This is a genomic window from Shewanella sp. 10B (genome assembly GCF_023475885.1).
In the GTDB taxonomy this organism is placed as follows: Bacteria; Pseudomonadota; Gammaproteobacteria; order Enterobacterales; family Shewanellaceae; genus Shewanella; species Shewanella mangrovisoli.
On sequence record NZ_JAMDJO010000001.1, the window covers coordinates 351,370 to 376,786 of the forward strand.

Below are 25,417 nucleotides of genomic sequence, written 5' to 3' on the forward strand. Positions count from 1 at the left end.
ACAAAAATATCTGGATAAAAAAGGGGCTGCATAACGCAGCCCCCTTGCATTTAGGCGAAGTCTTTTTCGCCTTTGATAATCGCCGGATGGCCGCAGATGGCTTTGGCGGTATGCATGCCCGCCATCGTCGCTGCCTCCACACAACCGGCGTTGAGCCCGGTTTTAATCCAATCTCCCGTCATATACAGATTGTCGATACCTGTGCCATCCGTGGTGATCCGATATTGTGAGCTGCCTTTAACGGACAAGACATAACGCTCGGAAGGATCCACATTGGCGCGCCAATATTGACTATCGAATCGCGCCTCGCCTTGGCGCTGCTGTTCATCGTGCAACCATTCCCAGGGGAAGGTGTCGCCAACCTGTTGCCACAGCTTATGAATTTCCGTATTGAGCTGATTGATGGCGCCAGCCTTAGCTTCGGCGGTTTTACGCTGCTGGAAACCGATATCGGTGCGTGGTGGATACGCATCCACAGGCAACGCCGAGCAGAAATAACTGGCATTTTTAGGCTCTAGGCCGCGCCAGTCTTCTTTATCGAGCAATTGGTCCATTGATGCCCACGTATCAAAGGGCTCGGTAAAGCCTGATAAGACGGGCTGCTCGCCATCCTCTGAATAATTTGGCCAACCCATACCATTAAGATCTTGATTCATCCACAGTTGATAGGCTTGGGTCGCGACTGTCTGCACTTTGTCAACACAGGTTTTGAGCGCCGGACTCTGCGCCATCACCTCGCTCGCCACATGGGGGACAGATCCTAATGACAGACCAAAAATCACTTTGTCGAAGTCCACGCCTTTTTGCAGACGTTTTTTCGGTAGCGCCTGACCAAATTTCGCCTCGTACAGGTTGTCCCAATCGCTCCAGAAGTGCTCCAGATTAATATCATGGGCTTTTAGCAATGCGGCTTGCTCAGGCTCGAGTTGACCGTAATTGGGGGTACTGGGCCAGCAGGCTAAGCCTTTAACATCCACGAGTGGATTGTAGTCTTTAACCTAAGGCGCAAGAGCGACTTGCTCTGTGATTTCAATCGCTTGAATGCTGTTGTTGCGGCATTCTAAATTATCGACCCGATTGAAGAAGTGGAAATTAACCCCGCGCCGTTTCAGCACTTCATAGTAGGGGGTAAAGACCACATCTCCCATACCCGCCTGCATTTTCCACATGACTCCGCCTTGATAACACAGAGCGATACGCAGCATGGAGCGAATAATGGTGCCCGCTTCGACATTCGGTTGGTCGAAGTTGCCTTTTTCGTAGGCAAACACCAGATCATAAAAACCGCGTACCGGCGCGCTGTCGACCGTGTATTTTTGGCTGGCGCCATGTTTGGTTAACCATTCGCGGTAATCGTAGTCGTTGATGGCATCGAAGCCCTTTTCAAACACATCATCGACAAACATCCCTTTTAAGATGGTTAAGCCTAAGTCGACGGCGATATACAGATGGCGTAACTCGTCGTTAGTGTCTAAATGGTCGCTAAAGCGTTTAACCAGCCTTTGGTGCAGGGCATCGACGGCGGATTCAACCAAACCATCGTCACTCTCGCTGTGAACATGCTCATCGCATTCACGGCCAATCATTTGATTAAAATGGCATTCGAGCTTGTCACCAAGGGCGTCTAGGGACTCCATCGCATCACCGACCGAATCCTCTAGCTTATCCTTCAGCCGTTCAAACCAGCCGATATCGAGCCAGTTTTTCGGTGTCGCCATAGCTTTTTCATCGGCGTCCAGCAGTGAGTCCATGTCCTTTAGCCATTCTTTTATCCAAGCAAAGGCGGCCTTAACGACCTTCCAGAAGGTTAAGGTTTCGGTACCATCTCCAGGGATCCCTGGGAGCGTTGGAAAGGTGATTGGCCAGCTAACGGAGCGACCATTAATTTCTTCCTGCAGCACAATAAAATTATGGGGTTTAAAGGCATCGAAGAAGGTCGCCAGTGGCGCTTCGGGCGGGCGGTCTAGTTCTTCGTAGGCTTTACGCATCAAGGCGCAGGCATTTTGGTAAAAACCAAACCAGATATGCAGGCCATGCTCTTCAATCCGTTGCCCCATCGCAGCATTACGGCCACTTGCGCCCTTGCCGCCGATACGCCAGCCTAATTGATAGACATCAATCTCATATTGATTCTGCCAGCCGGGCCTGTCGGTGAGATAACAGGCGGCTGTCATGGCGGCGACGCCTCCGCCGAGAATGGCAATTTTCTGTTTTTTGATTTCAGAGTTATCGACCAGCACTTCGCCCGGCGGTACTTCAAAGTCAAAGTTCACATGGTAGGGCAGTAATACATGCTGCTCGCCGACCTCGACGCCTAGGGTCTCTTTGAGTGGGAAACTGGCGTTATCAAAAATGGTGGCGACAAAGTCATTTTCCAACAGGGCGACACTGTGCACTTTGTTGACCTGTGCGGGCGCCGCGGTAATCGCCTGATAAACCGCTTTTTGCCCTGACGCATCCGGAAACTGTTTTAAAAACACTTGGTCGATGGCAGGCTTAAACAGCAAATGAAACAGTTGCTCCTCACCGAGTTTATCCAGCTCTGGAATAAAATCCGTTTGCTCTTTAAAGAGTTGCCAGGTTTGGGCTATGGCCTCTAGCGTGGTGAGCTGCGCCTCGGGCTTTGCATTGCAATTCACCTCAATCAGCGGGTGCATGGCAAGCTCAGTGTCAGGGCTAAAGTGTAAGAAGCTCTTTGTTGCCAAGGAGAGGCGGGTTAATGGTTCACCGACCGCGGGCATTGTGTATTCACACAAATACTTGGGATAACCGAACAACTCGCGACCATTGATCAGGGCCATCGCATCATTTACCCAAATATGCAGCGGCTGAAAATACACATGGCTGATGGATGCGCTGTTGCTATTGTCTTGGCGACCGACCATGACCCAAGTGATGATGTCGGTTTCTTGGATCCAACCTTTGGCCCTGTCGGTTGGGTCTTCTGAATAGGCTTTTTCGATTTGGGTGAAGGTTGTCAGTACGTAGGGCGACAGTACTTTAAAGTACATGGCGCTTCCGGCCACTTGATTGAGCGTTTTATCGATGGAGCGCTGCAGGTTGGCGAGTTTTCCCTTGAGAAAAAAGCCGTACATATCGGCTTTATTCAACACTAAGGGCGAGTGCAACAACATACTGCCAGGGGGATAGATAAAATCGGGGCGTTGTTTTTCCATGGGATCATCCTTTAAACCCGTCAAGATGTGTCAGGTGGTTTGGTAAACAAAAGGCGTTAATAAACCCTAAAGAGCATAGGGTAAATCAACTCATTAGCCTATTGATTTTACAATTGAATCAAAACGGGAAGGATGAAGGAGAACTTGGACTAACTAGCAAGTTGGAGGTTATCCAACTTGCTCGGATTTGACTGGCTTATTAAAGCTCGAATTTGCTAAGGCAAACGGGTGTTTATCGGTTACTTCGATTTATGCTGATAGAAATCCACCTCTGCATCATCTGAATAACGGCGCTTAGTATCCCTGCGACGTTGTTTTACGCGTTTGTTTTTTTGCTTACCTTTGACGTTATCGCCCCATGGCGCATCATCGTCGTCAAATTCATAGGAGTGTGACATGGTCAAAATTCCAAAAATACCTGTGCCATTCTCAGCACTCGATCTTTTTACCCAAAGGCGAGATTAAGCTAAAGCGAAATATTTAATCACTGATGGTGAAAAGTTTTGTCCAAGAAGGAGGGATACGTCTCGATGGAATTGCCTTGGCGATTTTACGCCGCAATCTAGGGTTTATCTTGATGATTATTAAATGATTAAGATAAAAAGCGCATTGATATTGTGCGGAGGCAAAAAGAATGGCACTCAGGATATGAGTGCCAAGTTCTGATAAAAAATAAGGAGTTAGTGCTAGAGATTGCGCAGCATGCGAGCCACAAACATTCCATCTGTGTTGGCCTCGAAGGGCCACACGGTCAACATTTCTGTTTGTTCGCCGGTAAAGGGGTGGCGGATTGGCACTAAACTGAACTCAGGATGTTGTTGTAAAAAGGCGGAAACCACTTGTTCATTTTCAACAGGCGACAATGAGCAAGTAGCATAGACTAAGCTTCCGCCCTGTTTTACCGCCTTGCTGCTGCGGCTTAAAATATCCAGCTGGAGAGTGGCTTTATCAGTGACGGCATCGAGGCTGTCGAGCCAGCGCATATCGGGATTACGGCGCCAGGTGCCTGTGCAGCTACAGGGCGCGTCGACTAATACTCCATCAAAATGGTTGGCATCGACTGGCAGTGCATCACTGCGCCAGCGCGCAATGCTGATGCCATCAAACTTTGCACGCTGGGCACGTTTGCTGAGTTCTTCTAAGGCGTGGGCGCGAATATCCGACGACACAATTGAGCCTACTAATGGGTTTTGCTTAGCCGTGGCAGTTCGCATCAGTGAACGCAATTGCAGGGTTTTTCCGCCTGCGCCACTGCAGGCATCCCACCAGTGTTGCCAAGGCTCTGGTGCACAAATTTGACCTATCACTTGTGAGGCTAAATCCTGGATCTCAATTTTGCCCTCTTTATAGAGTGATATTTCATTGAGATTCATGCTCTTAGTGCCAAGGTTTATGGCATCTGCAAAATAGGGGCTGAGGCTCGCATCTATCTCTAGCGCTTGCAGTTGTTTAACTGCCGATTGGCTGTCTATTCCCTGCGCTCGTCCCCAAATCGGTGGGCGGCTAGACATGGCTTCGATGAGATTTGGGTGCAACTCTGGGGCAATCGGGCAGACCTGCCAAAACCATTCGGGTAATAAATCTGTGAGTTCGAAGGTCACTTCGGGAAATTGCTGCCGAACCAGTGCTAACTTATCCGTTAAGCTGTTAACGCTAAGGGATTGAAGTTGCTGATAATCAACCGGCGATTGGGCGAGCTCATGCCAGGCTTGGGCGATATCCTGCCATGGATGGGCTTCGATCAAGGCGCTCGTACTGAGCATGGCAAAAAATTGTGGCGCCTGTTGATGATCGCCCGTGGTTTTAAACCAGCCCCACCAACGGAACAGGCTAAATAAGGATTCACGGATGACTTTGCGATCCTTAGAGCCGTGTTTTTTATGTTCCCTAAAGTAGTTCGCAAGCACTCGGTCGGCGGGTTGCTTGGTATTTAAAATCTCATCGAACAATAACTTAATGGTATTGGCATAACTTAAACCGCGTTTTTGCGCGAGGGTTTGTGGTTCGATATTCACTGTAGATGCCATGATTGCTGATGATAAGCCGTTTGGATTGCCCATAAAGTTAGCCTGAAAAGGGGCTCGGCCGAGTGACATTCATCCGATGGGATGAATACGGCCAAGCAAATCAATAATTGGCGCAGAGTGTAGCAGTTTTACGTATCGCTAGCAGTAAAAAAGCCCCAATGCTGAGTTGGGGCTTGATGGGGAAAACGAATGCGCGCGTGAGGAAATGATGACCTACTTAGTCACCATCTTCTGGATTTGCTTAGCACGCTCTTCATCACTCAAAACCGAAGGCGGAGGTGTCACTATGCCTTTTTGGCAAGCGGGACGCAGGGCTAGCTCGTCTAACCAACGTTGTAAGTGAGTGAGTCCTTCCATATTGATGCCGCTCCATTCATGGATGCGCACCCAAGGCCAAGTTGCGATATCGGCAATGGTGTATTCATCACCGGCCAGATATTGATGTTTGGCTAACTGGGTATTCATTACCTCAAACAAACGTCGGCCTTCTTTTTGGTAACGTTCAATGGCCGCGGGAATTTTTTCAGGGAAGTAACGGTAAAACACGTTAGCTTGACCCATCATAGGGCCGACACCGCTCATTTGGAACATGAGCCATTGAATGACCTGTGAGCGCTTTTTAGGATCCGCTGGCAAAAACTTACCTGTTTTTTCCGCTAGATATAGAAGAATTGCGCCGGACTCGAACACCACAAAGTCCTGGTTATCTCGGTCGATAATGGCTGGAATACGGCCATTAGGGTTAATGGCAAGAAACTCAGGCTGTTTCTGTTCGTTAGTGTTGAAATCTAACTTATGCACTCGATAGTCGAGACCCATTTCTTCGAGCGCGATGGAAATTTTAAAACCGTTCGGGGTCGCGGCGGTATATAAATCAATCATAGTTATCCCTTAAGTCTTAACTGGTTAATGCTTAACTTGGCTGCCCAATAGGGCATCGCTGTCAGTTTTTTGGGGTAAGCGACACTATCGCAGGGCGCTGGGCCACTGTCGCAAACCATGCCTGAATGTGGGGCAAGGTGTCATCCACTAGAATATCTAAGTTTTTAATAAAGCTAATAAAAACGTATGCAGAAATATCGGCAATCGTAAAGTTATCGCTCGCCACATAGCTTGATTTGGCTAATTGTTGGTCTAAGGTCGGCAGGAAGTCAATGACCCGTTGGCGTGATTCTGCGCCCCAGGCTTCGACACAATTTTCCCTGTCTTTGTAAATACCCGTCAGGTTTCTAAAGGCTTGAAAGCCGACCATCAACCCTTGTAGCTCGATGATGCGCTGCCACATTTCGACTCTGGCACGCTCTAGTGGACTGTTGCCAAAGAGTGATGTTTCACTCGGATGGATTTCTTCTAAGTAGCGGCAAATAGCCACGGATTCACATAGATAGCTACCATCGTCGAGTTCGAGCAGGGGAATACGGCCGTTTAAGCTTTTGGCTTTAAATTCAGGGCTGAGGTTTTCACCGCCGCGAATGTCCACACTCACACGTGGAATGTCGATGCCTTTCTCGGCGAGGAAAATACTCACGCGTCTTGCGCTTGGCGTAGGGGCTAATTCATAAAGCTTCATGTTCTTTCCTTCTGTGAATCTGTAAGTTTGGCCAAATAGGGCTTTAACGGAACGATCGGTTAGTATAGAATTTACGCCATATCTAAACGGTCAGTCAAGAATGTTTTTACCCCGTGATATTCCGTTTAATGCAGGCATCAATCTAGGTTTGGACCATGGCACGCAGTTGTAATTTTGATAGACAGGAAAAGCTTATTCAGGCGATGGAGCTGTTTTGGCGAAAGGGATTTGCCGAGACCTCGATTGCCGATCTGGTCGAACACTTAGGGATTAATCGCTTCAGCTTGTATAACAGTTTTGGCGATAAACAGAGTTTGTATCGCGAATCCCTGCGCTTTTATCTCGATCACTATTCCTTTGGCGCGAAGGAGCAAATTCTGCACGCACAGGCCGGTCTGAGTGAGATCTTGACCTATTTAGCGCGATTTGTGGCCTTGCAGCGTGAGCAAGAGTACGGCTGCTTTATGCAGAATGCGGTGATGGAAAAATGCCTCGACGATGACTGCGTGCAGCAGGAGTGCCAGCGTTTATTTACCCAATTGCAGACTAACTTTACCGATGTTTTACGCTACAGTCAGCTACAGGGTGAGTTGTCTCAATCGGTTCAGCCAGAGTCGCTTGCGGCTTTTTTAGTGCTTCAATTACAAGGGATTAGAGTGCTAGGCAAGGCGAAGGAGTATGCCCTGTTGGATAATGCATTTAAGGTATTAAGCGAATACCTTAAGAGTCTGGCATTAACGCCACTTAAGTCTGTCGATGGGAAATAGCCCTTAAGCAAAACCGATAAGCATGAGACCAAGTGAATGCTTGGCCTCGTCAACCGCAAAAACTAAAAGTCTAATTCGAGGGCAAAGCACAAGTAGGCCATCAATTGGCTACAGTGGGCGAATTGTTCGGCGCAGTAGCGGGCGGCATCGGCTTGGCAGAGTCGCTCAAAGGGAATTGGTTTTAGCGCGATAAAGTCCTTACGTTTCAGCTCGTCCAGCATTGGGTGATGTTTATCGAATCCCTTTGGCGGGCGAGTCAAACTATCACCATCCATCACAAATCCATGACTGGTTAATGTCTGTAGCGCCTTTTTATAGCCGTTGGGGTTTTCATCGATACAAGTCCGAATGGCATTCAGCACCTTGGATTCGGGATGCCAAATACCGGCGGCAATAAAACATCCATCCTCGGCAATGTGTAAATACAGCCCAGGTGCATGCACATCCTTACCCTGAAAATGCCGAAACTGGATCCCCACATTGGTCTTGTAGGGCGTTTTGTCGTTGCTAAAGCGGCTGTCGCGCTGTGGACGCATTAAGCTGCCACCGACTTTTTTGGCAACAGCCGTCAATCTTGGGGAAATAGCAACGATATCAGGCTGAATTTGCTCGATAAAACGCAGCGCAGGGGTTCTGACCTTACTTTCATATTCTTCCTGATGGGCTTTAAACCAGTCGCGGGAGTTGTTGAGCGCCAGCAGTTTGAGAAAATCTAAGCTGGCGGCCGTAAATGCCAACTCGGTTTGGGGTTGTGCGGTTAGCTTAGTCATGTCCATAAAACCTTTGAGGTGCTTGAGACTGGGATTTCGACCGTTAATCAAAACAGGCTAGTGCGAGTTGAACAAATGCGCGTGGATATTGCAAATTCTTCGAGCATTTCTCAGCAGTTACCATCAGTTTGTGATTTACATGTAAAGCTAGGTGAGAATTATTCTCATCTTTGGCTTTGATGCCTATAATGCCGCCCTATTTTTTACACTAGGTAACAGGGGATGGGGAGATGGGATATCAACCTAAGAGCAGGATAGCGAAAATAATGATGGGCTGTGTGGGTTTGAGTATATTGCCTGCGTTGCCACTCAATGCCAAGGAAGTATTGGGAGCACCTAAGGTCGAGCCAATCGAGATTTTACAAGTACATGGTCAGCAATACCGCCGAGCGACCACAATGACTAAGCCGGGCGAGGCGATCATCTCGATGGAGCAGATTGAAGAGATGCAAGCGACCACATTTGCTGAAGTCATCGATGATATGGCTGGTGCTCATATTGATGGCGGGACTCGCAGTGGTGGCGAGCGCATCAACCTGTGGGGATTTGGCGAAACCGAAGATTTTAATATTTATGTCGATAACGCCCCCGTGGGATTTGAGCAATATCGCTATGGTTCGTTCTTCTTAGATCCCGATTTAATCAAGCGAGTCGAAGTGATTAAAGGGGCCCACGATGTCCGCTCGGGTAACGGCGGCTTTGGCGGCTCCATGTATGTTGTGACTAAATCTGCCGATGATTTTTTAAATTACAATCAAAACGTTGGTGCAAGAGTCAAAGCCAGTTACGCCAGTAATAACGATGCTCAAAGCTACACGGGAACGGTTTATGGACGAGCGAATAAACAACTTTCAGGTTTATTGCATGTCACTCGTCGTGATGCGGGGGATGTCACGCTCGCCAATGGTGATGAATTTGAATACTCAGGTTATGAGCAAAATAATTACCTCGGCAAACTGGATTACGAGCAGGGCGACCATCAACTCATGCTGAGCCTGACCCATTATCTCGACGAAGGTCGTAAGCCTTGGGCCAATCGTCGTGGACCTATGCCCGCAATTTCTGACTATAACATCCGTAAATATGGCTCCTATGAACAGGCGCTCTATGCCACCACGGCCTACAACACCTATGAAGACAATACTTGGTCGGCGAATTATCGCTATTCACCGAGTAATCCTTTGATCGATACCCAAATTGTGATTTCCCATTCTGCCAATGCACGTCACTGGATCAGGCCGCCAATCGCGTGGGAAAAGATGACTGTCTCCGTCGGCAATTTCGGCCATGAATCTTGGTTGGATTACAAGCGTGACTACATTGACATCAACAACTTAAGTATTGTTGGGGATCATGAGATCACAACCGGGTTGCAGTTCCGCAGTCTCGATAGGGATTCGATGGTGTTTAACAAAAGTTATGAGAAAAATCCCGAGAAAAACTACGGTTGGTACACCCCTTACTATCAGCCCGAAGGTCGTCAGGATACCTATGCAGTGTATCTGCGCGATGCGATTAGTGTGACAGATGAGCTGACCATCACCCCTTCGCTACGCTATGACTTTATCTACAGCATTGGCCGCCCCAACATTGCCCCCGATTACAACGATATCGAGGCGGGGCACGATTATAGCTCGACCCACCATTCGGGCTTTTCACCGCGATTGGGTATCGACTACCAGTTAACTGCTAATACTCGAGTGAATTTCGATTACGCCTACAGTTTACAAGCGCCAGTGGTCGATGAAATCTATGCGGTGCAATACGCCAAGGCGAGCATTACCGGCACGAGTCGAGATATCGATGTAGAGCGTCTGCACGCCTTTAAACTGGGCTTGATGACACAGCAAATCAGCCTTTTTGCCGCCCAAGATACGCTTTCAACCCAAGTGACCCTCTTTGCTAACTTGGGGCGGGATGATATTGCCCAGCGCCGCGGGGCAAAGTCCGACCCCAATCAAGTGATTCAAAGTGGTTACACCAATCTTGACGGCTATGAGATCTACGGCGCCGATCTCGAGTCCCAATACCGTTATCAGGATTTCTTCAGTGACTTAGCGGTTTCTTGGTTACAGGGTGAGCACAGGGGATCGCTCAGAGACAGTCAAGGCGAGGACGAATACCTTGCCAACATTGCGCCGCTGGATATTCGCCTGCGTGTGGGCATGTACATTACGGATGACATCTCAGTCGCTTGGCAAGGTACTTGGTACGATGCGCAGGATAATGTGCCTCAGGGTGATATCTTCAATGCTGAGTCCCCAAGTGAGAATTACTTCTTACAAAATATATATTTAGCCTACGAGCCTCAAGAAACACTGAAAGGGCTCAGCGTGCGTTTAATGGCAAAAACCTGACTAACCAGCAAGTGACGCCGTTTCTATCGGATGGAATTCCCGCGCCTGGGCGTGATATCAGACTCAGTTTAGCTTATGAATTTTAAGGATTAAATGGCGATTTAAAGGATGGAAAAACAGATAACGCATATAAAAAATAGGGTTATCTTGCCTTCCCCCCTGCCGTGAAAAGCCAATTTATGGCATAATCCGCGTTTTATTACGCATGTAGACAGAAAAAATGACTGAAAATGAATTGCTAACTCGCTGTGGCGGCAAATGTGAACTCTGCGGAAGTGACGTCGAACTCTCTATTTATGACTTACCGGCTTCCGATGGTCATGAAAACGAGATCATGATTTGTGAAAATTGCAGCAGCCAAATCGCCGCACCGGATACCATGGACATGAACCACTGGCGTTGTCTGAACGACAGCATGTGGAGCCAAGTCCCAGCGGTTCAAGTGATGTCATATCGCATGCTGAAACGCCTAAGCAGCGAAAGCTGGGCGCAGGACCTGCTGGATATGCTGTATCTGGAAGAGGATTTACGCGCTTGGGGCGATGCCGAAGCGGCTGCCGCGAGCGATGATACGCCACCGACCTTAGACAGCAACGGTGCGGTACTGAACGCCGGCGATACCGTGGTTATCATTAAAGATCTTAACGTTAAAGGCACCAGCTTTGTGGCAAAACGCGGCACAGCGGTTCGCAATATCTCGTTGACCAACAATCCTGAGCATATCGAAGGCCGAGTGAACGGCACTCGCATCGTGATCCTGACCTGCTTTGTGAAGAAGTCTTAATCGACTCGCGTTGAAGCTGTTAGCTTGATACTTGAACCGCCCAATTTTTACAAATTGGGCGGTTTTTTATGTGCTTAAATCCTAGGCCATCACTTGTCGATAGTGCAGGGCATAGCCGCTCGGATTAAATTGCCGCGACAGCAGATAAGCGATGACACTCAGCGCCGCAAGTAATAACCAGGCCATATTAAAGCTTTGGAAATTATCGCGAATAAGTCCCGCTATCCAAGGTGAGATAGCGGCAATACTGTAGCCAATACCCTGCACAAAGGCGGTTAACTTACCCGCTAACAGCGGATTCTGTTGATGATCCATAGTCACAATCAAACTCAGCGGGAAAATACCACCAATCCCGAGTCCCGCCAGTGCGGCCCAGAGAAATATCGACACCTGTGGTGCGAGGGCGAATCCCATAAAACCAATGAGTTGCAACAGACACAGTAAGGCAAAATAATCGCCCGTCTATCCGTCGACTTGCTGGCAAGCCAAGGAAAGACTAAGCCTGCGATCACTTCCATACTCGTGAGGAAGCCTAAGGCTAATCCTGCCTGGGTTTGGCTATAACCTAACTCGATGGCATAAGGTGCTAACCAGGCGAGCACGCAGACATAACAACTTGTCCCTAAAGCAAAAAACAGTGCCAATAACCAACTGCGGCGATAGCGCCAAAATGAGTATTCCGCCTGTTTGTCGGTGTGACTCGGCAGGGCAAGATGTTTTCGGCTGACAATCCATAGCAAGATGGCGATGAGGGCTAACCAAGTCCAATGGCCTAAGCCCGCTCGCCAGCCTAAATCGGCCGCCATAAAAGGTGCGCAACTGGCGGCCAGTGCCGCCCCACCCATAATGGCGGTGACATATAAGCCCATCATCAACGGTGTTTTGTCGGCAAAGTTTTGTTTAATCAGAGTAGGCATTAAGGTTTGGATGAGGGCGATACCCATGCCCGCTAAAAGTGCAGAACAGATCAGCGCATTCGCCGTCTCGACCCAAAAACGCATCGCAGTTGCAATCAGCAGAAATAGCAGCGATACCGTCACTGTGTTTGCAAACCCCAAGCCTTTAGCAATCTTAAAACCAACGAAACATCCCATTCCCATGGCGAGGACTGGCAGCAGGGTGAGCATTGAGGCGAGGGCAAAACTTAAGGAAATATCCTGTTGAATACTCGGCAGCAAAGGGCCGACAGAGGCAAGGATGGGGCGCAGATTAAGCCCGATAAGTAACAGACTGACACCTATCATCAGTTGATTGCCCCTAGGGGATAAAATATGAGACATCGCATACTCCTATGCAGGGTCGAATAAAAATGGCTAACACAATTCGTTGAACAGTTTGCACTGTGAAACCGACTTAAACTTTATGGAAAGTATCTTTATATAAAGATATGTAAATTCTGCGGTAAAATGGTTAGCATGTAAAGAATCTTTATGTAGAGATAAAACCATGGCAGAAAATCAACCAGCACTCGATACTCAGCAGGCACTCGTAACGTCTGAAGACGGATTGGATATCATCCTTGGGCAGTGGCAGGCTCAAGGGGTGACAGAGGATTTGGTCCCGATGGCGGTGTTAGGGCGCATCGCGCGCCTGACCAAATATATGGAAAACGCCATCGCCCTGTGTCACGGCGAATTTGGCCTAGGTCAGGGGGAATTTGATGTGCTCGCGACGCTCAGACGTTCGGGCGAGCCTTATATGCTATCGCCTTCGCAGCTGTATCAGAGCATGATGTTAAGCTCGGGCGCCATGACCAGTCGCTTAGACCGGCTTGAAAATAAAGGGCTGATTGCCCGTGAGCACAGTAAGGAAGACCGCCGCGCCGTGCATGTGTCGCTCACCGCAGAAGGCAAGTCATTGATTGACGCGGCGCTGCCCAAACATATTCAATGCCAGAGCGCGTTATTGGCAGGGGTGCCTAGCGCCGAGCGTGAAATATTGCAGCAGATTTTAAAGACTTGGCTTGCTCACTTTGAACGGTAATCGGCCCAGTTTTGGGGCGAGAGACAAAGTGCCGTATGGCGTTTTTAGGGATAGCATCAGGGAGTGACTATGGTAAAAAAACGCGAAGCGTTTGAAATTGAAGGCAAGCGAGTCGTTGCGGGCACGCAAATGGGGATAAAACTACCCGCCGCTAAGCTCTATACCGATACCCAACTCGATATTCACGTGGAAGTGTTCCATGGCCTCAAACCTGGCCCGACACTGTTAGTCTGCGCCGCCATCCATGGCGATGAGCTCAATGGCATTGAGATCTGCAGGCGCTTGCTTGGGCGCGTCAATCCTAAAAATCTAGCAGGCACTTTGATAGTGGTGCCCATAGTCAATGTGTTTGGTTTTATTCAACAATCCCGTTATCTTCCCGATAGGCGCGATCTCAATCGTTGTTTCCCCGGCTCAAGCAAAGGTGCGCTGGCGAGTCGTTTAGCCAACCTTTTTGCGACCCAATTACTGGTGCATGCGACCCATGTGATTGATTTACATACGGGCGCAATTCATAGAGATAACTTGCCGCAGATCCGTTGTGATACTGGCGATGAAACCATGTTAGCCATGGCGAATGCCTTCGGCGCACCACTTATCATGCACTCCAAGGCGCGCAGCGTGTCGATGCGTGGCTATGCGAACCAGCAGGGCATTCCCTGTATTTTGTATGAGGCGGGTGAGGCACTGCGCTTTAGTGAGCTGGCGATTAAGTCGGGTCTTAAGGGTGTACTCAATGTGATGCGAAGCCTGGGTATGCTCAAGGGGCGAGTCAGCAACAAGGTTGCCAGTGTCAGCGCAATACGCAGTTATTGGGTTCGCAGTGAGTCCGATGGTTTAGTGAATATGAAGCTTAAACTCGGGCAACGGGTTAACAAGGGGTATATCATCGCCCATATTGTGAGTCCGCATGGAGGCGATAGCGTAGCCATTCGCGCGCCCACCGATGGCATTATCATAGGGATCAGCAATATACCTGTGACCAATGAAGGTGAGGGCATGTTCCATATTGCGCAGTTTGAAGGGGATGAAATTGAAATCGCCAACGAACAACTCGATGAATTTTTAATGGAATACGCCTGATATTTACTGCGCCTTAGCTTTAAAGCCAATAGCGTAATGAGGAGTCAAATGAAGACTGTTAACGTCGGTGATAAACAGATTTGCCCGAGTAAAATTCTGTGTATTGGGCGAAATTATGTCGACCATATCCATGAGCTGGGTAATGACATTCCCGAAGATATGGTGGTGTTTTTCAAACCCAACTCGGCGATTAGCACTGTGCTGCATGCTGAGCATTTAGGTGAGGCGCTGCACTATGAAACTGAGTTGTGTTTTATCTATCAGCAGGGGCGTTTTAGCCATGTTGGGGTCGGGCTGGATCTCACTAAGCGAGAGCTGCAAAGCAAACTGAAAACCAAGGGATTACCCTGGGAAAAGGCCAAAGCCTTCGATGGCGCGGCGCTCTTTAGCCCTTTTGTTGCTATCGATGATGCCAGCGCGGCATTTGAGTTCAGCTTAACGATAGACGGGGTGTTAACCCAAGCGGGCCATATTGAGTTAATGATCTATAATCCGCAGACGATTCTAGAAGAATTACAAAGCTTTACCACCTTAGAAGACGGCGACATTGTGATGACAGGCACCCCAAAAGGTGTCGGCATCATTCCACCGAATCGGGTATTTAAGGTGGCCTTAGGCCTTAAGGATGCGCCACACCAAGCGCCCTTGGTCGAGTATGAATGGCAAAGCTGGTAATGCAATGACTGCGCACTCTGCATCGGCTCATCAGGCGGCAACTGAGCAGGCAATCCATCCCCTTTGGCAATATTTGCTCGCCTTAGGGGCCGAGCCCGAGCACTTAGCGCCGCTACTCAGTCAAGCAAGGGCGTTGGTATGCCAGCCCGGCGAGTGCTTGTTACCCCAAGGCGAGCGTCAGCCATTTGCCTATTTTGTGGTGGATGGCATAGTGCGCGCTTGCCACTATACCCAAGAGGGCAGTGAGCGCTGCAAGGAGTTTTACTTCGAAGGTGAGCTTTGTTTCTTATATAGCAGTTGGTTAAAGCAGGGTATTGCGCCCTATCAGTTAGAAACCGTCACTGCTTGTAGGCTAGTACAATTACCACTTGCCGTGCTAAACGAGCCATCGATGCAGCAAGTGCAACTGGCGCTGCTCAAACAGCAATTATTGTATAAAGAACAAAAAGAAGCCTTTTTGCTGCTCAATACACCTGAGCAACGTTACTTACATTTACTCCAATACTTTCCCCTCTGGGTTGAGCGTTTAACCCATGCCCAACTGGCTAATTATATTGGTATCACTGCGATTAGCCTGTCGCGGATCCGTAGACGTTTGCAAGATTCACTATAAACAGCCAGTCAGTTAACTTAAGTTAATGCACTTTTAGGTCATCCCCTGCATGCTCCTCGACTCTACGTCTGAGTCACAGCTGAATGTATCTGCTTATTTTATAAGCTGATATTGTTTCTTAAAGGAGCCTATCTTGAGTGCTTTTACCCTGTCGCAACTATTGGTGGCGATTGCCATCGTTTTCGATTTAATGTCGTTTCAATTTAAGGCGCGTGAGCGCATCGTCGCCTGCTTGTTCGTCTCGGGCATCCTAATCTCCATCCATTTTTGCTTATTGGCACAATGGACGGCCGCAGGCCTGATGGGGATTGCCACTGTGCGTTACCTCACCAGCATTTTTACTACGTCTAAAAAGGCCATGTGGGGTTTTAGCGGGGCGGCGGTGCTGATGAGCGGCTTGACCTACAGCGGGCTTGTGAGCGTGATAAGTTGTATTGGAACGCTGTTTCAAACCCGCGCCGCCTTTTGTCAGGCGGATAAAAATCTGCGCTTATTGATGATCGTCGGCACCAGTTTTTGGTTGTGCCACAATATCTTAGTTGGCTCACCCGTGGCGGTATTGATGGAGCTGCTGTTTATTGGCAGTAATCTGGTGGGATATTACCGCTATTATTTTCGAGGACAATTACGCTCATCCTAATAGAGGCTTAGATACCTGCCACGGCTTCCATATCCAGCTCGATATCGGTACAGCCCTTAGGGCAGAAAATGCCTGCGGCTTGGTCGGCTTTAGCCGTTTCCGGCAAGATGACTTTGAGGGTTTGATTGCAGCTTGGACATTGCACAGGCTTGCCTTTAAAGACCCGTTTAATCAGGTTTTTCTGTTCATTAAACGAGTTTGCAGTGCTTTGGTTTAACACAGCAAAAGGGCTAGTTGATGCATTGGTCATAGGCAATGAGATCCTTAAAGGTACGGTTATACTGTGGGCTATGTATTTAGCGGAAAGAATTATAGCCCGATTGGGAGCGGGAATGAAAAGTCTAAATCATATATATCAGCATGTGTCCACTTGCTGAACTTAGGCTGACTAAAAGCAAAAATAAGCGGTTTTGACCTTGTCGGAAGGGTGATTTTTTGATGCTATCAGCAAGGCGGATTTTATCATAAGAGTGAAATATGCCGCGACTAGGATATTGGGGGAGATAATGAGTATGTTTGTTAAATTAACGATAGCGGCGACTGTCCTTGTGCTCAGTATTCTTGCCGCGGGCATTTATCGTTTTAACATGACCAATGATGATATCTACATGGTCATGGAAGATGGCCAAGTGCTGCAATACGATGAGGCCATGGCGCAGGCCGATGCGAAGGCAAAAGCCAAAGAGGCGGCATTATCTTCCAGTGAAGATGCCATCGAATCTGTGGTGCCAAGTGAGGTCAAACCGGTGGCGAATGCCTCCGAGGTGATGCTGAAACTCTTTAGTTTGAATACGGCCAATCCCTTTGAAGTGAAGCTGCCCGATAGCCAACTGCCCGTGGTATTGACGCACTTTATTAACATCAAGCAAACGGAATTTGCGCTGGGGGATTATCAACAAGGTGAAGAAAAGGGGCGGGTATTGCTGGATTATATGCGGATTACGCCGCTTAATTTTGACCCCGCATTAGAGCCTGATACCCAAAGTGATGCTCCATTACAGGACGATCCTAAGCAGCAAACCATGCCTTTTGTGGCGCCTTATATCGTCACGAATCAAGGTTCGGGGGTATTTTGGTATCTTGGCTTGTTTAGCTTAGATTATGCTCAAAATCGATTAGTGCACTTAGGCAGTGTGTTTATTGGCGATCGTATCGAAGTCGATAGTATTGAACCCGTGTATCCCTTTGAAGCGCCGTTTAAAGTTGCTATTACCTACCGCGATAGGGCGGCGGGCCAACCTATGGCAGAGGAGCCTAACGTGGCGAAAACCCTTGAAGTCGGTGTGAGTGAATCGGAAATCAAAGCACTGCATTAGGTTTATATCTGGGCTTATGCTAAGTTAATTTTACCTCAGCTACGGCTGAGGTATTTATTTCACCTAGCGGCTGGGAAAGCTAAGGTTTTGGCATAAAGCATAAAATTAAAACAAGGAGCGAGTCATGGAAATGACCAAAGTCACGGGCAAATTTGATGTTAAGCTCAATCCCGAGAGTGCCTATGCCACAGGTGTGGGCGGCATGAACTTGGGCAGAATGACCTTAGATAAAAGCTTTTATGGTGAGCTAGAAGCTCGCAGCCAAGGCGAAATGCTCAGTGCCATGACGGCGGTAAAAGGCTCGGCAGGTTACGTGGCGATAGAGCAAGTCGTAGGTAAACTGTGCGGCAGGCAGGGCAGTTTTGTGCTGCAACATTTTGGCATTATGACCGATGGGCAAAACCGTTTACACCTTGAGGTTGTCCCCCATTCTGGCGCGGGTGAACTCGTTGGGTTATATGGCACTATGGCGATAAGCATCGAAAATGGCCAACATTTTTATGAATTTAGCTTCTGCATCGAACAGGAAGCCGAAGCCTAAGGCATGATGAACATAACATCGCGCCAATAAAACAAAACCAGCCGAAGCTGGTTTTGTGGTTTTTGCCCGAGTGACTAATACCAACAGCTGAGTTATTAAGAGCTGAATTAGCAAGGGCTGCATGTCAGGACCATTATGAGGTTTTGACTTTGATTTTATCGACGACCTTTTTCACATCATCGGTATTTTTAGCAATGGTCAGGGCTAATTGACGCTCGGCATCGCTAGCCACTTCACCCTGTAAGGTCACTACGCCATCGGCAACATCGACGTTAATTTGGGTGCCCGATACGTCGGTCGAGAACAACAGACGGGTTTTTACGACCGTTGCGACCTTAGAGTCGGTTAAGGTCTTCACCACCTCATTGGTGCCTTCGTCTTCTTTCATCACGGTTAACTTGTTATCTACCCCTTTTACGCCATCTAAGCTTTTGATGAGCTCCGCGGCGAGCGCCTTATCGACACTGCTCTCCACTTGACCCGTTAAAGTGACATGGCCGTTTTTCACGTCGGTCATAATGTCAAAGGAGTTGAGGTTAGTATTGAGCAACAAAGTCGTTTCGGCCTTGCCATCGATCCAAGCATCTTTGGCATCATCTTTCCAATCCTGTGCGGCGGCCACATTTAAACTGATAGAACCGACAAGTAAGGTGGTTAAAGCTAAAGTTGTCGTGTTTTTCATAATGATATCCTCCGTTGTTATCTCGAAGATACTAAAGCGTGAATCGTGCCAATATTTATATCTAGCTGATTTTAAATGGGTTAAGTGTTATTTGTAAGTTGTTTTAGGTGTTTGGCTTAATCGCCAAATCGGCGCTTTTTACCGACAAAATGTAAATATTACCGAGGGTAATTAAGCTTTTTGGCTTAAGTGGGATAGGCGTTAAGCTCAAATAGATCGCAGGCAACAAAAACGCGGCTCAGTTGGCCGCGTTATTGGCTGGCATTGCTGCCTTACAGGGCTTGGCTACGCAGGTGTAAGGTATCTAGATGGATTTGTAGCCAGGCAATATCCTCGGCCAATTGGCTGATTAACCTTGGGTGATTGGCCTTTTTAATTAACTGTTTGAGGTGATTAAGGCGCTGACGCTCAAGCTCGCAGAGTACGGCGAGGGCATCGGCGAGTTGCTGTTTAATAAGTAAAGCATCGACATCGGCGTAGGGCCGAGTCTGCGACGACGGCACCGAGTGCGGACCTATGTGCGGGCCCATTTGTTGTAATGTTTGGGCGAGCAGTTGCCTAAATCGCGCCAGCATCCCTTGATACGTCTTGATTTGGGCAATAAAAATGCGTTTTAGGCTGTAGTCATCGACAGTGGTATTGGCCCGAGTATAAAAATCAACGCCGGTTTGGGTCAGCTCGATTAACTCATTAACCAGCTTAATATCGGCGCTCAACTCGGTCTGATGTTGCGCAACATTAGACGTCATAACGACCTCCTGTGGTAGTTTGGGCTGCTCCGCCGACACGGATTGCCCAACATTTTATGGAAATTTCAGTTTCATTCAGCTTCTATGCATATTTCGTTCACTTTTTAATGATAAGTTAATGGCTTGATTTAAATGATGATATTTATCCATTGTCACCAGTGCCTCGCTTATTATCGGCAACTCTTACCGTTGAGATTGTTAAAATTTCACGGCTGGCATACAGTGGTGCTTCATTCACAGGGAGTGGCACAAGATGATCCGACCAACGCTTTTCTATCATCTACAGGACTTCGAGACCGAGCAGGCATTAGTACAGCTCGAGGGCGCGCAGACCTACAACAAGCTACGCAGTACCGATGATTTATCTTGGATTAGTCAGCTGGAGGCCAATCGTATCGATGTGGCGATCATTGAGCTGCCCCGTCTAAGCCGTGAAGATTACTTAGCCTTACTCGAGTCCAGCGCCATTGCGGATGTGGAGTTTATTTTTCTCTCCGATGGCCTACCGAATCCTCATCTCGATAAACTCTTATCCAAATACGCGGGCTACCATTTCCGTAAGCCCATCGATATGTCGTTGCTGTGCGAAACCTTAGCGGATTTTGCCCTGCATTTGGTTGCCAACACTTCGACGCGCATTCGCCCCTTTGCCAGCGAATTAGACCAATATGGTCTGCTGGTGGGCTCCTCGTTACCTATGCACCGCTTGTATCGCACTATCCGCCGGGTGTCGGCCGCCGAGAGCAATGTGTTGATTATCGGCGAGAGTGGCGCGGGTAAAGAACTGGTTGCCAATACCATTCACTTAGCCAGCCCGCGGGTGAATAAGCCCTATATTGCGATTAACTGTGGCGCCTTGAGCCCTGAATTGGTTGATAGTGAACTCTTCGGCCATGTAAAAGGCTCTTTCACTGGCGCGAATCGCGATCATCAAGGGGTATTTGAGCAGGCCGAAGGCGGCACCTTATTCCTCGATGAAGTCACCGAAATGCCCCTAGAGCATCAAGTTAAGCTGTTAAGAGTGCTCGAAAATAATGAATATCGTCCCGTCGGCAGCCCTAAGGTGCTCAAGGCCAATGTGCGTATTGTGGCGGCGACAAACCGCGATCCTTTAGTGGCGATTGAGCAAGGACAACTGCGGGAGGATTTGTACTTTCGCTTAGCGCATTTCCCCATTCAAGTGCCGCCATTGCGGGAGCGTGGGGAAGATATAGTCGGACTTGCGAAGCATTTTCTGGCCTATCGCAATGCGGCGGAAAAACAGAGCAAAGTGTTCTCGCCCTCAAGTTTAGAGGCGATTGCGGCTCACGCTTGGCCGGGGAATGTGCGCGAGTTAAAGCATGCTATCGAGCGCGCTTATATTCTGGCGGACCATGAGATTACCCCTGAGCATTTACAGCTTACGCCCAGTTTGGATAAGGAGGCGGCTGCGGAGGAAAATGTGGTGATCCCCCAAGGTATGCGCCTTGAGGAGCTGGAAAAAATCGCCATTTACCAAGCGCTTGAAACGAGTCAGGGCAATAAGACCGACACCGCCGAGCAGCTTGGAATCAGCGTTAAAACCCTCTATAACAAGCTCAGTAAATATGAGCAGGAGTCAGACGCTCAAACTGTTGTTGATGCCATTAGCGAAGATTCCGTTAGCAATAGCGTCGCCAAGTAGTAACCTACATTAAATGCCTGAAAATAAGCTAATGCATTGATTCAGCTTTGATTCATAGTTTGATTCAGAGTTGATTTTAAAAGTGTTAGCTTATTTTTGATTCTGACTGCGGTTCAGCATTTTGTGCTTGATAGGGCACAAACACCTTCAAAGAGGCGGGCAGGATATCGATATTGAGTTCCTCCGGCTCACAAATCTCGCCATCAATCACATACTTGCATGGGGGCTGACTGCTGATCTTCACCCTTTTAGCATGGGCATGTTTCACTTTACCCGTGTTGGCCGAGGGCGCAGAGTCACTATTGGTGGCCTCTTTAATCCAGCCGGTAAAAGCCAGTTCAGCCAGACTGATAAGCTGTTCATTCGGCTCATTATTTGAATCTAACCAAGTGATATCCAACAAGCCGTCGGTCATATTGGGTTCGCCCTTACCTTGGGCGAGTAAGCTGGTAAAAGGTGCGGCATTGGCAACCACTAGGCTGTGGGTTTGCACTGTCATTGGGGCCTGGTCATCTAAAGTCAGCTGCAACTCTAGGTTGGTGTCGGTGTTCACCGCGCGCCACAAACCATCGAGGTAGGCGAGTTGGCCGAGGGCATTTTTACGCTCGCGGCTCGCCGACTCAATCATTTGTTGCTCAAACCCAATGCCGACCAGTAGTAACACCAGCCGCTCATTGCAACGCGCCGTGTCTATGGTCTGTGTCTGGCCTTGGATAATATTATCAAGGGCTTGGGAGACGGCATTGAGCTTACTGCTTAAACCAAAGAGGGCGTGTGATAGGGCATTAGTGGTGCCTAGCGGGATAATGCCTAAGGTGATATCGGTGTCGATAATCTCCGCCGCGACCTCAGTGACTGTGCCATCACCCCCGCAAGCGATGATGATATCGGCTCCCTGAAGCCGGGCTTTTTTCGCTTGGGTTTGGGCGCTAATCTCTGGCGTGGTGAGCGCTAACTGCACCTCAAAATAGCGTTTCAGTTCAGTGCAAATTTGTTCGCCATGGGTCTGCCATTTACCCGCGCCAGAGACGGGATTGGCGATAATCCAGGCTCGCTTATGCAGTTTGATTTCCCCTTGAGTGTACATCTGCTCCAGCGCTTTAAGTTGCCAGCGATTTAACCCTGCGGTTTTACGAATGCTTTTAATCTGTTGCAGCACCTCGGCAAAGCTGAGCTTGGGGCGGCGGCACACAAGATAAGCGGCCAGCACCATTACGGATCGCCCGCGGCCGAGCGCACAGTGGATTAATACCCGCTTTTGGGCGCGTACTTGACGGTGTAACCAGTTAATCGCCTGATTTAATTGGGCGCTAGTCGGCACGCTGTGGTCAAGAATAGGGATATTCAGATAGTCGATATGATCCTCATACAGGGACACATCGAGGCCGTCGAATTCGGCGGTGACATCTATAATAGCGGTAATGCCATAACGATTCAGTTTAGGTAAATCAGCAGCGCTTAAGCGGCTACTCAAGTACAGATATTTATCAATGGCTTGCATTGAGGGCACGCTATCACGGAGCCGCGCCCAAAGATTATAGAGTCGGCATCCTAATAAAAACGGAATAAAACCCCAACGAATATACCAAGGGATGGAGCCATCCTGACGTTTTCTAAAAATACTGGCGAGATTAAGCCAATAGGCTGAGCCGACAAGGGCGAGGGATAGGCTGCTCCATGCCCAAATAAAGGTGAGAATGGGAGAATGCCCCGTTACGGCAAAATAGCCAAATAACAGCGCTCCGAACAGGTAGAAATACTTAATGTGGATCCTACTCAGCATTGGTATCTCCTCCATTGATAAGCGGCGAGCCTCAGGGAAACCCACTTTATCGTGACCAATGTCTGTCGCGATAAAGTGGCTCGGTGGTACTCAATTGAACTGTGGTTCCCCTGATAGGCTCGTTTGCGGGACTATCTACTCGCCGTCATCCGTTCTAGCAGCGGGTATCTTTCGCTTTAACGCCTTCTTTCAGTTCTTCACAGGCATCTTCAATCGCATTGCCGGTATCAGTGATGGCTTCATCGATTTTTTCGCCTGCATCCTCGGCGTGGTTGTCGCTACAGGCTGACAGCCCAAAAGTTAATAATAAGGCTAAAAATGCGGTGGTAATTATGGTCATAGGTTTCATATCGATTCTCCTTTTATCCAATTTAAGCGCGTGGTGCCTTGCCCTTAAGGGCATTGACCAGCAGGGAAATCACGAGTAATACAATAAATAGGAAGAAAATAATCTTTGCGATCCCCGCTGCGGCGCCAGCGATCCCCGTAAATCCAAACAGTCCGGCGATAATGGCCACAACCAGAAACATTAAGGTCCAACCTAACATAGCCACCTCCTTTGTCTTATTTCGGTTTTTCTGTCTACTTTCACTTTGCACATATACCTCGAGCGAGCTAGTGGAGTTCGTTGTTGAGAGCGAGTTGAGTGAGCTAGGTTACGTCTTACATCCCGTTATCATTCAATCCAGCAATAAACTCACAAAGGGGATATTGCGAGCTTAATGCCAACTTTGAGGTTTTAATTTAATTTATTGAATATTAAGATTATTTTTAAATGCTGTACTGACGGGAGTATTGACTGATATAAGCGAGATAGGCAATTTTTACCTGCGATTCGGTAAGAGTTGCAGTGGGGAAATCGAATGAAAAAGCATAAAAAGCCGATCCTTTTTGAGTATCGGCTTAGATTAAGGTGTTGATTGCTAGATTGAGAAACCGACGAACCTTTGCATCTTATTGCTTATATTTTTCCAAACAATGTCTTTTTTTAATTGAAAAGGTTGAAATATTTCATAATTAAAATTCGATTAGCTTTGAAATAAAAAGCTTTTTTGCTCCTATACAGTTCAGCCACTTTTGATGACTCTATTACAGTAATTTTAGTTAGGACAGATTATTGGCAAAGCAAAAGCACGCAATGTTATTGATTTTTTTCAATTCAGCGATGACCTTGCGCAGCGTTATGCTCAAGGTTCGGTAGAATGATGGGCTAACCACTGCAGGAGGCGATCATTTGGTAGTAGCTGAAATAAATTTGCCCCGTCTGAGCCGCATGGCGTTTCTTCCTGAGTAGGAGGCTTGTAAAATCAATTCGCTCTTCAAAGACAGCCATAAGATCGCTGCCATCTACAAGCAATATTGACGCGCCACCAGCTTGATGTGCTGCAACGCCGTCTACCGAGAAGCCATTGATTGACAGAAATATGCCGAGAGTATTTTCGAGTTTCGTTTTAACCTTATCGGTGAATACTGCCAAGTCAGCTTTATTGACCATTTCCTTTTGCCACTTTGCCTCAAACAAATACTCCGTACCTTCTAGAGAAAAAGCACCGTCAATTTGTTCGCCGAGATTCTTGAAGGATGCTTTAGGATCTAGGTCAAATAGCTCAAACAGTTCATACATCACACGCTCAAGTTCGAAGCCTCTATTTTGTGCGTTGTTTGACCCGACCAAGGCCATATATCGGTTTTTTATTGTTTCCAACTTCTGACGAACGGCAGCATTTTCACGAAGTTTTTTTGCTGCAAGTTCCTGCCGCCGCTTAATCTCGTCTTGTTCCTTCTTAATGTCCTGATGAGGCTCAACAAGGTGTTTGAGTTGCTTGACTGCATTGCGTGCTTTCTCGACCTTTTGTGGCCCGTCGTCCAAAGGCTTTAGGTGTGAGAAGTCGGTTAGCTTGCATAGTTCGTAGCATATATTTGTTAAGTCACCGAGGTGAGCCGCGGGGTTTGCTACGAGGTAATCAACAACGTCGGATGCTATTTGACGTTTATAGTTTTCCCAGTTGAAATTGTTCAGAAGGCCGGGCTTTGATAAGCAGAGTTGCAGAAAACCGCGAAGCTCGGATTTGTACCAGTAAACAGAACAGAGAGCTTCTTTTAGGGCCATGATTCCAGCGGGCGATAGCTGTTTAGACAAGTGATTCTCCCTGTGCAGTGCGTATACGCAAGATTTTAGTTTTTACTAGGTGTAAAATAACTCGCAACTTACTGATTTAATGATAGGTTTGTACGATA

The 25,417-nt window shown here is 48.1% G+C and carries 24 protein-coding genes and 2 pseudogenes; 11 read left to right on the forward strand and 15 right to left on the reverse strand.

Annotated features, from left to right (window positions below; genetic code table 11):
- Positions 1-50 precede the first annotated feature (50 nt).
- From M0415_RS01445 to M0415_RS01465, 5 genes and pseudogenes are all read right to left on the reverse strand, one after another.
- Positions 51-3,176: pseudogene (locus tag M0415_RS01445) on the reverse strand (NAD(P)-binding protein).
- A 239-nt stretch (positions 3,177-3,415) separates the two neighbouring features.
- Positions 3,416-3,574 carry a hypothetical protein gene (locus M0415_RS01450; protein WP_011626757.1) on the reverse strand — a complete coding sequence of 53 codons (159 nt, stop codon included), beginning with the start codon at positions 3,572-3,574 and terminating at the stop codon, positions 3,416-3,418.
- Between the two features lie 288 nt (positions 3,575-3,862).
- Positions 3,863-5,236, reverse strand: coding sequence for an RsmB/NOP family class I SAM-dependent RNA methyltransferase (locus M0415_RS01455; protein WP_249555912.1), 1,374 nt, complete (start codon positions 5,234-5,236; stop codon positions 3,863-3,865).
- A 180-nt stretch (positions 5,237-5,416) separates the two neighbouring features.
- Positions 5,417-6,085, reverse strand: coding sequence for a glutathione S-transferase family protein (locus M0415_RS01460; RefSeq protein WP_220053519.1), 669 nt, complete (start codon positions 6,083-6,085; stop codon positions 5,417-5,419).
- 61 nt (positions 6,086-6,146) lie between these two features.
- Positions 6,147-6,773, reverse strand: a complete 627-nt coding sequence (locus M0415_RS01465; protein ID WP_220053518.1) for a glutathione S-transferase — start codon at positions 6,771-6,773, stop codon at positions 6,147-6,149.
- Between the two features lie 155 nt (positions 6,774-6,928).
- On the opposite strand from M0415_RS01465, the gene M0415_RS01470 reads away from it, so the two are divergent.
- Positions 6,929-7,540: a TetR/AcrR family transcriptional regulator gene (locus M0415_RS01470; protein ID WP_249555911.1), complete on the forward strand. Its 612-nt coding sequence runs from the start codon at positions 6,929-6,931 to the stop codon at positions 7,538-7,540.
- Positions 7,541-7,602: 62 nt separating this feature from the next.
- On the opposite strand, the gene M0415_RS01475 is transcribed toward M0415_RS01470, so the two are convergent.
- A complete protein-coding gene (locus M0415_RS01475) occupies positions 7,603-8,310 on the reverse strand; it encodes a DUF2461 domain-containing protein (RefSeq protein WP_220056159.1) in 708 nt (235 codons plus the stop codon).
- Positions 8,311-8,540: 230 nt separating this feature from the next.
- Between M0415_RS01475 and M0415_RS01480 the strand changes: the two are divergent.
- Positions 8,541-10,753, forward strand: a pseudogene (locus M0415_RS01480) (TonB-dependent receptor domain-containing protein).
- Between the two features lie 134 nt (positions 10,754-10,887).
- Positions 10,888-11,451 carry a PhnA domain-containing protein gene (locus tag M0415_RS01485; RefSeq protein ID WP_023265774.1) on the forward strand — a complete coding sequence of 188 codons (564 nt, stop codon included), beginning with the start codon at positions 10,888-10,890 and terminating at the stop codon, positions 11,449-11,451.
- An 81-nt stretch (positions 11,452-11,532) separates the two neighbouring features.
- Here M0415_RS01485 and M0415_RS01490 read toward each other — a convergent pair whose 3' ends face one another.
- Both M0415_RS01490 and M0415_RS01495 read right to left on the reverse strand, forming a co-directional pair.
- Positions 11,533-11,841, reverse strand: a complete 309-nt coding sequence (locus M0415_RS01490) for an MFS transporter (protein ID WP_249555909.1) — start codon at positions 11,839-11,841, stop codon at positions 11,533-11,535.
- The gene (locus M0415_RS01495; RefSeq protein ID WP_249555908.1) at positions 11,781-12,731 is read right to left on the reverse strand and encodes an MFS transporter; all 951 of its coding nucleotides are present in this window, start codon (positions 12,729-12,731) and stop codon (positions 11,781-11,783) included. Before M0415_RS01495 ends, M0415_RS01490 begins: the two co-directional genes overlap by 61 nt.
- 166 nt (positions 12,732-12,897) lie before the next feature.
- Here M0415_RS01495 and M0415_RS01500 point away from each other — a divergent pair, with 166 nt between their 5' ends.
- The 5 genes from M0415_RS01500 to M0415_RS01520 all read left to right on the forward strand — a co-directional run bounded on the left by M0415_RS01500 (position 12,898) and on the right by M0415_RS01520 (position 16,445).
- On the forward strand, positions 12,898-13,434 hold the full coding sequence (locus tag M0415_RS01500; RefSeq protein WP_088210613.1) for a MarR family winged helix-turn-helix transcriptional regulator: 537 nt from the start codon (positions 12,898-12,900) through the stop codon (positions 13,432-13,434).
- A gap of 69 nt (positions 13,435-13,503) precedes the next feature.
- Positions 13,504-14,517, forward strand: a complete 1,014-nt coding sequence (locus tag M0415_RS01505; protein WP_088210614.1) for a succinylglutamate desuccinylase/aspartoacylase family protein — start codon at positions 13,504-13,506, stop codon at positions 14,515-14,517.
- 48 nt (positions 14,518-14,565) lie between these two features.
- On the forward strand, positions 14,566-15,192 hold the full coding sequence (locus M0415_RS01510) for a fumarylacetoacetate hydrolase family protein (RefSeq protein ID WP_249555907.1): 627 nt from the start codon (positions 14,566-14,568) through the stop codon (positions 15,190-15,192).
- 4 nt (positions 15,193-15,196) lie between these two features.
- A complete protein-coding gene (locus M0415_RS01515; RefSeq protein WP_249556612.1) occupies positions 15,197-15,805 on the forward strand; it encodes a Crp/Fnr family transcriptional regulator in 609 nt (202 codons plus the stop codon).
- A 133-nt stretch (positions 15,806-15,938) separates the two neighbouring features.
- Positions 15,939-16,445 carry a YgjV family protein gene (locus M0415_RS01520; protein WP_249555906.1) on the forward strand — a complete coding sequence of 169 codons (507 nt, stop codon included), beginning with the start codon at positions 15,939-15,941 and terminating at the stop codon, positions 16,443-16,445.
- 7 nt (positions 16,446-16,452) lie between these two features.
- Here the strand turns inward: M0415_RS01520 and M0415_RS01525 are convergent, their stop codons facing one another.
- Positions 16,453-16,695, reverse strand: a complete 243-nt coding sequence (locus tag M0415_RS01525) for a hypothetical protein (RefSeq protein ID WP_011626746.1) — start codon at positions 16,693-16,695, stop codon at positions 16,453-16,455.
- A gap of 256 nt (positions 16,696-16,951) precedes the next feature.
- Here M0415_RS01525 and M0415_RS01530 point away from each other — a divergent pair, with 256 nt between their 5' ends.
- Positions 16,952-17,761, forward strand: a complete 810-nt coding sequence (locus M0415_RS01530; protein WP_249555905.1) for a hypothetical protein — start codon at positions 16,952-16,954, stop codon at positions 17,759-17,761.
- 124 nt (positions 17,762-17,885) lie between these two features.
- Positions 17,886-18,302, forward strand: a complete 417-nt coding sequence (locus M0415_RS01535; protein WP_249555904.1) for a DUF3224 domain-containing protein — start codon at positions 17,886-17,888, stop codon at positions 18,300-18,302.
- A gap of 133 nt (positions 18,303-18,435) precedes the next feature.
- On the opposite strand, the gene M0415_RS01540 is transcribed toward M0415_RS01535, so the two are convergent.
- Both M0415_RS01540 and M0415_RS01545 read right to left on the reverse strand, forming a co-directional pair.
- Positions 18,436-18,984: a BON domain-containing protein gene (locus tag M0415_RS01540; RefSeq protein WP_249555903.1), complete on the reverse strand. Its 549-nt coding sequence runs from the start codon at positions 18,982-18,984 to the stop codon at positions 18,436-18,438.
- 272 nt (positions 18,985-19,256) lie between these two features.
- Positions 19,257-19,733 (reverse strand): ferritin family protein, encoded by a 477-nt coding sequence (locus M0415_RS01545; RefSeq protein WP_011626735.1) that lies wholly within the window; start codon positions 19,731-19,733, stop codon positions 19,257-19,259.
- Between the two features lie 253 nt (positions 19,734-19,986).
- Between M0415_RS01545 and M0415_RS01550 the strand changes: the two genes are divergently transcribed.
- Positions 19,987-21,396, forward strand: a complete 1,410-nt coding sequence (locus M0415_RS01550; RefSeq protein ID WP_249555902.1) for a sigma-54 interaction domain-containing protein — start codon at positions 19,987-19,989, stop codon at positions 21,394-21,396.
- A gap of 85 nt (positions 21,397-21,481) precedes the next feature.
- On the opposite strand, the gene M0415_RS01555 is transcribed toward M0415_RS01550, so the two are convergent.
- From M0415_RS01555 to M0415_RS01570, 4 genes are all read right to left on the reverse strand, one after another.
- Positions 21,482-23,179, reverse strand: a complete 1,698-nt coding sequence (locus M0415_RS01555) for a diacylglycerol kinase family protein (RefSeq protein WP_249555901.1) — start codon at positions 23,177-23,179, stop codon at positions 21,482-21,484.
- A gap of 154 nt (positions 23,180-23,333) precedes the next feature.
- Complete coding sequence (locus M0415_RS01560) at positions 23,334-23,528, reverse strand: hypothetical protein (RefSeq protein ID WP_023267356.1); 195 nt, start codon at positions 23,526-23,528, stop codon at positions 23,334-23,336.
- A gap of 22 nt (positions 23,529-23,550) precedes the next feature.
- Positions 23,551-23,727, reverse strand: coding sequence for a DUF1328 domain-containing protein (locus M0415_RS01565; protein WP_011626732.1), 177 nt, complete (start codon positions 23,725-23,727; stop codon positions 23,551-23,553).
- Between the two features lie 662 nt (positions 23,728-24,389).
- Positions 24,390-25,319: a hypothetical protein gene (locus M0415_RS01570; protein WP_249555900.1), complete on the reverse strand. Its 930-nt coding sequence runs from the start codon at positions 25,317-25,319 to the stop codon at positions 24,390-24,392.
- Between the last annotated feature and the right edge of the window lie 98 nt (positions 25,320-25,417).

Excerpts from the sequence above, each read along its gene's own strand:
- M0415_RS01555 (WP_249555901.1), bottom strand. The coding sequence starts at position 23,179 with ATGCTGAGTAGGATCCACATTAAGTATTTCTACCTGTTCGGAGCGCTG.
- M0415_RS01465 (WP_220053518.1), bottom strand. The coding sequence starts at position 6,773 with ATGAAGCTTTATGAATTAGCCCCTACGCCAAGCGCAAGACGCGTGAGT.
- M0415_RS01540 (WP_249555903.1), bottom strand. The coding sequence starts at position 18,984 with ATGAAAAACACGACAACTTTAGCTTTAACCACCTTACTTGTCGGTTCT.
- M0415_RS01495 (WP_249555908.1), bottom strand. The coding sequence starts at position 12,731 with ATGTCTCATATTTTATCCCCTAGGGGCAATCAACTGATGATAGGTGTC.
- M0415_RS01510 (WP_249555907.1), top strand. The coding sequence starts at position 14,566 with ATGAAGACTGTTAACGTCGGTGATAAACAGATTTGCCCGAGTAAAATT.
- M0415_RS01560 (WP_023267356.1), bottom strand. The coding sequence starts at position 23,528 with ATGAAACCTATGACCATAATTACCACCGCATTTTTAGCCTTATTATTA.
- M0415_RS01455 (WP_249555912.1), bottom strand. The coding sequence starts at position 5,236 with ATGGGCAATCCAAACGGCTTATCATCAGCAATCATGGCATCTACAGTG.
- M0415_RS01500 (WP_088210613.1), top strand. The coding sequence starts at position 12,898 with ATGGCAGAAAATCAACCAGCACTCGATACTCAGCAGGCACTCGTAACG.
- M0415_RS01470 (WP_249555911.1), top strand. The coding sequence starts at position 6,929 with ATGGCACGCAGTTGTAATTTTGATAGACAGGAAAAGCTTATTCAGGCG.
- M0415_RS01550 (WP_249555902.1), top strand. The coding sequence starts at position 19,987 with ATGATCCGACCAACGCTTTTCTATCATCTACAGGACTTCGAGACCGAG.
- M0415_RS01525 (WP_011626746.1), bottom strand. The coding sequence starts at position 16,695 with ATGACCAATGCATCAACTAGCCCTTTTGCTGTGTTAAACCAAAGCACT.
- M0415_RS01565 (WP_011626732.1), bottom strand. The coding sequence starts at position 23,727 with ATGTTAGGTTGGACCTTAATGTTTCTGGTTGTGGCCATTATCGCCGGA.
- M0415_RS01450 (WP_011626757.1), bottom strand. The coding sequence starts at position 3,574 with ATGTCACACTCCTATGAATTTGACGACGATGATGCGCCATGGGGCGAT.
- M0415_RS01505 (WP_088210614.1), top strand. The coding sequence starts at position 13,504 with ATGGTAAAAAAACGCGAAGCGTTTGAAATTGAAGGCAAGCGAGTCGTT.
- M0415_RS01460 (WP_220053519.1), bottom strand. The coding sequence starts at position 6,085 with ATGATTGATTTATATACCGCCGCGACCCCGAACGGTTTTAAAATTTCC.
- M0415_RS01485 (WP_023265774.1), top strand. The coding sequence starts at position 10,888 with ATGACTGAAAATGAATTGCTAACTCGCTGTGGCGGCAAATGTGAACTC.
- M0415_RS01530 (WP_249555905.1), top strand. The coding sequence starts at position 16,952 with ATGAGTATGTTTGTTAAATTAACGATAGCGGCGACTGTCCTTGTGCTC.
- M0415_RS01545 (WP_011626735.1), bottom strand. The coding sequence starts at position 19,733 with ATGACGTCTAATGTTGCGCAACATCAGACCGAGTTGAGCGCCGATATT.
- M0415_RS01475 (WP_220056159.1), bottom strand. The coding sequence starts at position 8,310 with ATGACTAAGCTAACCGCACAACCCCAAACCGAGTTGGCATTTACGGCC.
- M0415_RS01535 (WP_249555904.1), top strand. The coding sequence starts at position 17,886 with ATGGAAATGACCAAAGTCACGGGCAAATTTGATGTTAAGCTCAATCCC.
- M0415_RS01515 (WP_249556612.1), top strand. The coding sequence starts at position 15,197 with ATGACTGCGCACTCTGCATCGGCTCATCAGGCGGCAACTGAGCAGGCA.